This window comes from Streptomyces spongiae (assembly GCF_009377185.1).
In the GTDB taxonomy this organism is placed as follows: domain Bacteria; phylum Actinomycetota; class Actinomycetes; order Streptomycetales; family Streptomycetaceae; genus Streptomyces; species Streptomyces spongiae.
In genome coordinates, this window is the sequence record NZ_VJZC01000022.1 from 39,781 (window position 1) to 46,495 (window position 6,715).

A 6,715-nucleotide genomic window follows, 5' to 3' on the forward strand; every position below is an offset into this window, starting at 1 on the left:
ATGATTCTTGCGTTGCCGGGCCGTTGCCCCGGCTTGGGAAACGAACGGCCCGCGCATGAAACAAGGCCGAGACGGCTGGGTTGCCGGGCTGCGGTGTCGGCGGGCAGTAGCCGGGGGAGTACGCCGTCCGCGGTGGCGTCTCAGTGCTTGGTGTCAGTCCTTGGCCGGCCTCAACGCCGTGCGCTCCAGATCCAGTTCGCGGGCCAGGGCGTCGTCGGCCCACTCCAGGGTGCGGGTGCGGGAGACGGCGCCCTCGTAGGCGGTGGTCTGTACGGCGAGACCGTCCAGCAGGGCGGTGAGGCGGAGGGCGACGGCCGCGGGGTCGGGGCACTGGAACTCGCCTGCCGCCACGCCCTCCTCGATGACCTCGGTGATCGCGGCCTTCCACTGCCGGTCGAGGTCACGCGTGACCTCCCGCAGCGCGGGCTCGCGCAGCGACGCGGCCCAGCCCTCGATCCACAGCCGCCAGCCCTTGGCCTGCCCGGTCGGCGCGTACCAGCGCACGGCAGCCCGCAGCCGCCGCAGCGCGGTCGTCCGGCGGCCGAGGAGCCCCCGCAGATGGGCCAAGTCGTCCTCGGCGGCGTACGTGAACGCCTCGGCCACCAGCCTCTCCTTGGTCGAGAAGTGGTAGAGCACCAGCGCGTTGCTCACGCCGAGCACCGAGGCCACGTCGGCGATCCGTACGGCCGCCACGCCCCGCACCTCGATCTGCTCGACGGCGGCCCGCAGCAATTCCTCACGCCGCTCCGCCACGCTCAACCGCACTCTGCTCACGCGGCAACCCTAATCCGAACCCCACGGACGACGGCGCCGCCGTCACCGGTACCAGCCGAAACGCTCCGCGATCACCGGCAACCGGTCGGCGGCGAGGGCGTGCGCGGCCGTACGCGGAGTCGTTCCGTCGGCCTCCGCGCGGGCCAGCACACGGTCGACGAGGGCGCGCATCGAGCTGCGGACGTGGGCGAACGCTTCCTCCGCGTCCGCCCCGATGTCCCCGAACAGCGTCCACCACCACCAGGCGTTCGTGGCGGAGTTGACCACGACGTCCGGCAGGACGGTGACCCCGCGCGCGGAGAGCGGTTCCTCCGCCGTGGGCAGGACCGGCATGTTGGCGGCCTCGACGATCCAGCGCGCCGTGACCCGCTCCTGGTTCCCGGTGTCGATCGCGTACGAGACCGCCGCGGGCACCAGCACCTCCACGTCGGCCGACAGCCACGCCTCACCCGGAAGCTCCCGGTCGCCGGGGCGCAGCACCGCGCGGTCGACCGTCCCGTACGCGTCGCGGGCGGCGAGCAGCTCCTCGACGTCGAGCCCGTCGGGGTTGCTGATCGTGCCCTTGATGTCGGCGACGGCCACGACCGTGAGTCCCGTGCGCGTGAGGAAGCGTGCCGTGGCCCCGCCCATGGTGCCCAGGCCCTGCAGCGCGACCCGTGTACCGGAGTACGGCACGCCCGCGCGGTCGAGGGCGGTCAGCACCGACTCGGCCACCCCGCAGCCTCCGACCAGCTCGTCCAGCCCGATGCCGTCGACCCGCAGCGCGAAGGCGTCCGCGAGCCGCCGCCGGGCCTCCGCCTCGTCGTCGAGCAGCGGGTACACGGCCTGGATCGAGGAGACGAGTCCCGCCTCCGCGGCGGCCCGGTCCACCAGGTCCTGGGTGAGGCCGAGGTCCTCACCCGTGGTCCAGAAGCTCTCGACGTACGGGCGCATCGCGCGGAGGTAGCGCACCAGCAGGCCGTACGCATCCGGGTCGCGCGGGTCGCAGTCGATGCCGCCCTTCGCACCGCCCAGCGGGATGTAGCGGCTGGCCGGGTGACCTTCCGGGTCGTAGTGCAGGGCCTCCTTCATGGTCATGCCCCGGGCCAGCCCCGCGACCTCCTCCGGCGTGCAGCCCGGCCGCATCCGCAGTCCGCCGCTGGCGACTCCGCGCACCAGCCGGTCCACGACGAGGAAGCCGCGGCGACCGGTGAGGTGATCGGTCCAGGTGAGCGACATGAGGGGGGCGTGCATCGGGTCTCCTCGGGAGTGCGAGCCGACGGCATTTACTGAACTGCTGTTCAGTATGGCAGCCTCCGGGGAGAGGTGGGCCCGGCGTTGTCAGAGGGGCGGACCATAATGGAATGCCTCAGCGAATTCACCAGGAGGTGACCGTGTCCGGTTTCCGTCCCACGAGCTCCGTGCTGCGCGGGCTGCGCCCCGTCGCCTTTGGCGCGGATCCGGGCGGCGCCCGCCTGGAGCGGATCCGCAGGTCGCCGAACTTCGCGGACGGCGCGTTCGTGAACCCGGAGGGCACGCGCGTGCGTCCGGCGGGTGGCGCCGCGCTCGACATGGCGAAGCGCTACCTCCGCAAGGAGGAGCGCGCCCAACGCGCCCCGACCGGCGCCGTGCCGATGCACTCCACCACCCTCGCCGACCTGGCCCGGCCGCCGGCGAGCGGGCTGCGGCTCACCTGGATGGGGCACTCCAGCGTGCTCGCCGAGATCGACGGCCACCGTGTGCTCTTCGACCCCGTCTGGGGCGACCGCTGTTCCCCGTTCGCCTTCGCGGGACCCAAGCGGCTGCACCCCGTGCCGCTGCCGCTGGCCGCACTCGGGCCGGTCGAGGTCGTCGTCATCTCCCACGACCACTACGACCACCTCGACCTGCCCACCATCAAGGCCCTGGCCGGCACGGACACGCTGTTCGCGGTGCCCCTCGGCGTCGGCGCCCACCTGGAGCACTGGGGTGTCTCCGAGACGCGGATACGCGAGCTGGACTGGACCGAGTCCACGAAGATCGGCGGCCTCACCCTGACGGCCACCCCGGCCCGCCACTTCTGCGGCCGCGGCCTGCGCAACACCCAGCACACCCTCTGGGCCTCCTGGGCCGTCGCGGGCGACGAGCACCGGATCTACCACAGCGGCGACACCGGGTACTTCCAGGGTTTCAAGGACATCGGCGCCGAACACGGCCCCTTCGACGCCACGATGATCCAGATCGGCGCGTACAGCGAGTTCTGGCCCGAGAACGACGCGGATGCCATGCCGTTGCCGGGCGCGTGGCCGGACATTCACATGAACCCCTCGCAAGGGGTCCAGAGCCACCTCGACCTGCAGCAGGGCCAGCCGGGCGGTGTCATGCTGCCGATCCACTGGGCAACGTTCAACCTCTCGTTGCATCCCTGGGCCGAGCCTGGGGAGTGGACGCTGGCCGCAGCCGACGCGATCGGACAGCCAGTCGCCGTCCCCATTCCGGGCCAGCCCTTCGAGCCCGCTGGAGACCTCCCCGCGCGCCCCTGGTGGCGGGATGTGTCCCAGCCGCTGACCCGTAAGTGGCCCGTTCCGGAGATCACTCCGAAGGCTTCCCGTGACGACCTCGATCTTGTGGGCGAGGACTGACCGGATGCGCTGAAGCGCGTGACAGAAGTCCTTGCAACCATGTCGGAGGTCGAGCGAGAGCAGGTCTAGCGGCTCATCGACGGGCCGCCGCGTCGGCAGGCCCAGGAACGGGAACGGGCGTCGGAGAGTCGAACACGCCGTGAACGCAGAGATCGAACTCCACGACTCCTTCCTCTCGTTGGCTTGCAGCCTCATCTGCTGCGAGCTCATGGGAAATGAATTGAGCGAGACGGCGCCCCGCTGCTACTTTCGCGGTGGACCGTGAAGTCGTCGTATGGAGGTGAGCCCCGTGAACACAGTTACCCGTGGGTGCTCCCTCAACCCGTCACGGTCCGGCGGCTGACGTTCGGTGTCGCCAGGAGCGCCTGAGATCGAGGCTCTCCTGGAAGGAGACTCCGATGAACACGAAGCCTTTCGCATCTGGCCTGAGCGAGAACGCGGTGACGATCACGCGCGTCGCGGACAGGCAATGGCATGCTCTGGATGACGACCTGGTGGTCGGACGCGGGCATGCGGAGCACCGGCCCGACGGACGCTTGTTCGTCAGCATCGACGCCTGGCACGACGCCACCTTCGACCGGCTCGCCGAGGCGATGCTGGCGGAACTGCCGGCGCCGCTGTACACGGTGGTCGACGAAGCCGACGCCGAGCTGACGGCCTGCTGGCGGCGGGCCGGTTTCACGATCCGGCGCCGCGAGTGGGAGTACGTCGTGCCGACCGACCCGCGGGTCACAGGGCTCGAAGCAGTCCTGCCGCCTTCGGGCGTGACGATCGTGCCCGCCGGTCAGGCGGACGAAAGTCTGCTGCGGGCGGTGGACCGCGCGATCCGTGACGAGGTCGAGGCGACCGTCGGGTGGCAGTCGATGCCCGCGGAGGTGGTTCCCCGCCCCGCGGGCGACACCATCGTCGACCCGTCGAAGTACGCGGTGGCCGCGGCACCGGACCGCTACCTGGGTCTGATCCGGGTGGTGAGGGTGATCCGGCCGCGCATCGGGCTGGTCGCGGTCCGGGCCGGCGAGCAGCGCCACGGCATCGCGCGGGCGCTGCTCGCCCACGCGCTGGGGACGCTGCACCGCTCCGGGTTCGCCGCGGCCTGGACCGAAGTCCACGAGTCCAACCAAGCGGCCTCGGCGCTGTTCGAGGGCATCGGCGCCCGGCCGACGAGCAGCAACCTGGAGCTGGTGCGATGACGAAGAACAAGAACGTCATCGAAGTCGAGGGCAAGGTCGTCGAGTGCCTGCGCAGCGCCATGTTCACCGTGGAGCTCGAGAACGGCCACCAGGTGCTCGCGCACATCAGCGGGAAGATCCGCAAGAACTACATCAAGATCATGCTGGAGGACCGGGTGCTGGTGGAGCTCCCGCCGTACGACCTGACGCGCGGCCGGATCGTGTTCCGGTACCGGAACTAGCGGCGGTCGGTACCTTCCGCGGGTAGCTGATCCTGGGGCCCCGGTCACGGCGTTTCCGTGACCGGGGCCCCGACGATGGCTGGCAACCGCTGCCCCTGGAGCGGTGCCGCCGCGGCCGTGCGAGACGGTGCCGTCCGAACCCTGGTGGTGTGAGGTCGCTGTCACTCCAATAGGTGGTTCGCCCGCTCTCGAGGGCCGGCCCGTCACCACAATGGGTGACGTCCCCGGCGGGACGACGGAGGGCACCGGGGGGCCGGAAAACGTTCCGACCGGGTGAATTTCCGATCGTTTCCGAGGGGCGAGGGCAGCATTGCCCCTCGGCCCTCGTTGTTATTTGCCGACCACTTCTGACCAGCTCTGATCGGATTATTTCCGCGCCGGGAACGAATGTCCGAAGGTTTATCGGCCTGTCGTACGAAGGCTCATACCGGAGCGGGAAGCCTTGCGGGGGACTTTGTCAACTGCGCACCGCTCCTGACACGTTGGCGACTACTGTGAGTTGCCGTCAGGCGACACAGGGCCGAATTCTTCGGTTCTCCCGACCGGCAGGCGATGGCGCATGCCCGGGTCGCGCAGACGCGGGAGCCCCCACGCCCCCGACGCACCAGTACAAGGACACCGATGTCTCAGCTTCGCGCACCGACCGCCCGTGCGGACCGCCGTGAGGGCGGTCGGCACGGACGACCGGTCGCCCGCACCACCCCCTCGCTGCCCGAGACGCCGATACGGCCGCAGTTGCTGCGCCTGGCGGTCCTGCCGCCCATCGCGGTGGCGCTCAGCGCCTGCGCTGCCGTGCTCTTCACCGTCCGTTCCACCGGAGCACGCCCCAGCCCCGTCCTGTGGGCCGTGCTCGCCGGATCCGTCGGAGTCACCATCGCGGGCATCGTGGTCGCCGCCGTGGCCGCCGACCGAGCCGCCCGGTCCGTACGCGAACGCCTCGACGCCCTGTGCCGCACCAGCGCCCGTGGTGAGGCCGACCTGCGCACGCTCGTCGAGGCGCTGCGCCGCGGCGAGAGCCCGCCCGCGCGCAAGCCGCGCGGCAAACCCGCCGCGGACGCCGACGAGTTCGAGCTGCTCACCGCGGACCTCGCGGACTCCCACGACGCAGCCGTCACCGCCGTCGTCCAGGCATCCCAGCTCTCCAGCCAGGCCGGCAGCGAACAGAAGGTCGAGGTCTTCGTCAACCTCGCCCGGCGCCTGCAGTCTCTCGTGCACCGCGAGATCTCGATCCTCGACGAGCTGGAGAACGAGATCGAGGACCCCGACCTGCTCAAGGGCCTCTTCCACGTCGACCACCTCGCCACCCGTATCCGCCGCCACGCCGAGAACCTCGCCGTGCTCGGCGGCGCCGTCTCCCGCCGCCAGTGGAGCAACCCCGTCTCCATGACCGAGGTGCTGCGCTCGGCCATCGCGGAGGTCGAGCAGTACTCACGCGTCAAACTGGTGCCGCCCATCGACGGCACTTTGCGGGGGCACGCGGTCGCCGACGTCATCCACCTGCTGGCCGAACTCGTCGAGAACGCCACGGTGTTCTCCGCGCCCCACACCCAGGTCCTGTTGCGCGCCAACATCGTCACCTCCGGCCTCGCCGTCGAGGTCGAGGACCGCGGTCTCGGCATGCCGGTGAACGAGCAGAACAAGATGAACGCCCTGCTCGCCGACCCCGACCAGGTGAACGTCGCGAGCCTCCTCCAGGACGGCCGCATCGGCCTGTTCGTGGTCTCGCAGCTCGCCCGGCGGCACGGCATCCACGTCCGGCTCCAGAACAACATCTACGGCGGCGTCCAGGCCGTGCTAGTCGTCCCCCAGGGACTGCTCGGCACGGAGCCGGGCGCCCCCGGTGACGTACCGCAGGCGCAGACGCAGCCCCCGCAGCCGACCGGCACCTGGCGGGAGCCCACCGGACCCGGGGCCCCGCAGACCGCGAGCC

At 70.9% G+C, this 6,715-nt stretch carries 6 protein-coding genes; 4 read left to right on the top strand and 2 right to left on the bottom strand.

The genetic code is table 11. The annotated features are described in order from the left end of the window. Positions 1-153 precede the first annotated feature (153 nt). Both FNH08_RS05945 and FNH08_RS05950 read right to left on the bottom strand, forming a co-directional pair. Positions 154-774, bottom strand: coding sequence for a TetR/AcrR family transcriptional regulator (locus tag FNH08_RS05945; RefSeq protein ID WP_322723805.1), 621 nt, complete (start codon positions 772-774; stop codon positions 154-156). Between the two features lie 42 nt (positions 775-816). Next, entirely contained in the window at positions 817-2,007 is a 1,191-nt protein-coding gene (locus FNH08_RS05950) for a glutamate dehydrogenase (protein ID WP_152770185.1), read from the bottom strand. Between the two features lie 140 nt (positions 2,008-2,147). Here FNH08_RS05950 and FNH08_RS05955 point away from each other — a divergent pair, with 140 nt between their 5' ends. The 4 genes from FNH08_RS05955 to FNH08_RS05970 all read left to right on the top strand — a co-directional run. After that, positions 2,148-3,374, top strand: coding sequence for an MBL fold metallo-hydrolase (locus tag FNH08_RS05955; protein ID WP_322723810.1), 1,227 nt, complete (start codon positions 2,148-2,150; stop codon positions 3,372-3,374). Between the two features lie 398 nt (positions 3,375-3,772). Continuing rightward, positions 3,773-4,564 carry a GNAT family N-acetyltransferase gene (locus FNH08_RS05960; RefSeq protein ID WP_152770187.1) on the top strand — a complete coding sequence of 264 codons (792 nt, stop codon included), beginning with the start codon at positions 3,773-3,775 and terminating at the stop codon, positions 4,562-4,564. Further along, entirely contained in the window at positions 4,561-4,785 is a 225-nt protein-coding gene (infA, locus tag FNH08_RS05965) for a translation initiation factor IF-1 (protein WP_010981942.1), read from the top strand. The genes FNH08_RS05960 and infA overlap by 4 nt, the downstream gene beginning before the upstream one ends. A gap of 621 nt (positions 4,786-5,406) precedes the next feature. Further along, positions 5,407-6,715: sensor histidine kinase (locus FNH08_RS05970; RefSeq protein WP_152770188.1), on the top strand; the 1,309-nt coding region annotated here is incomplete at its 3' end.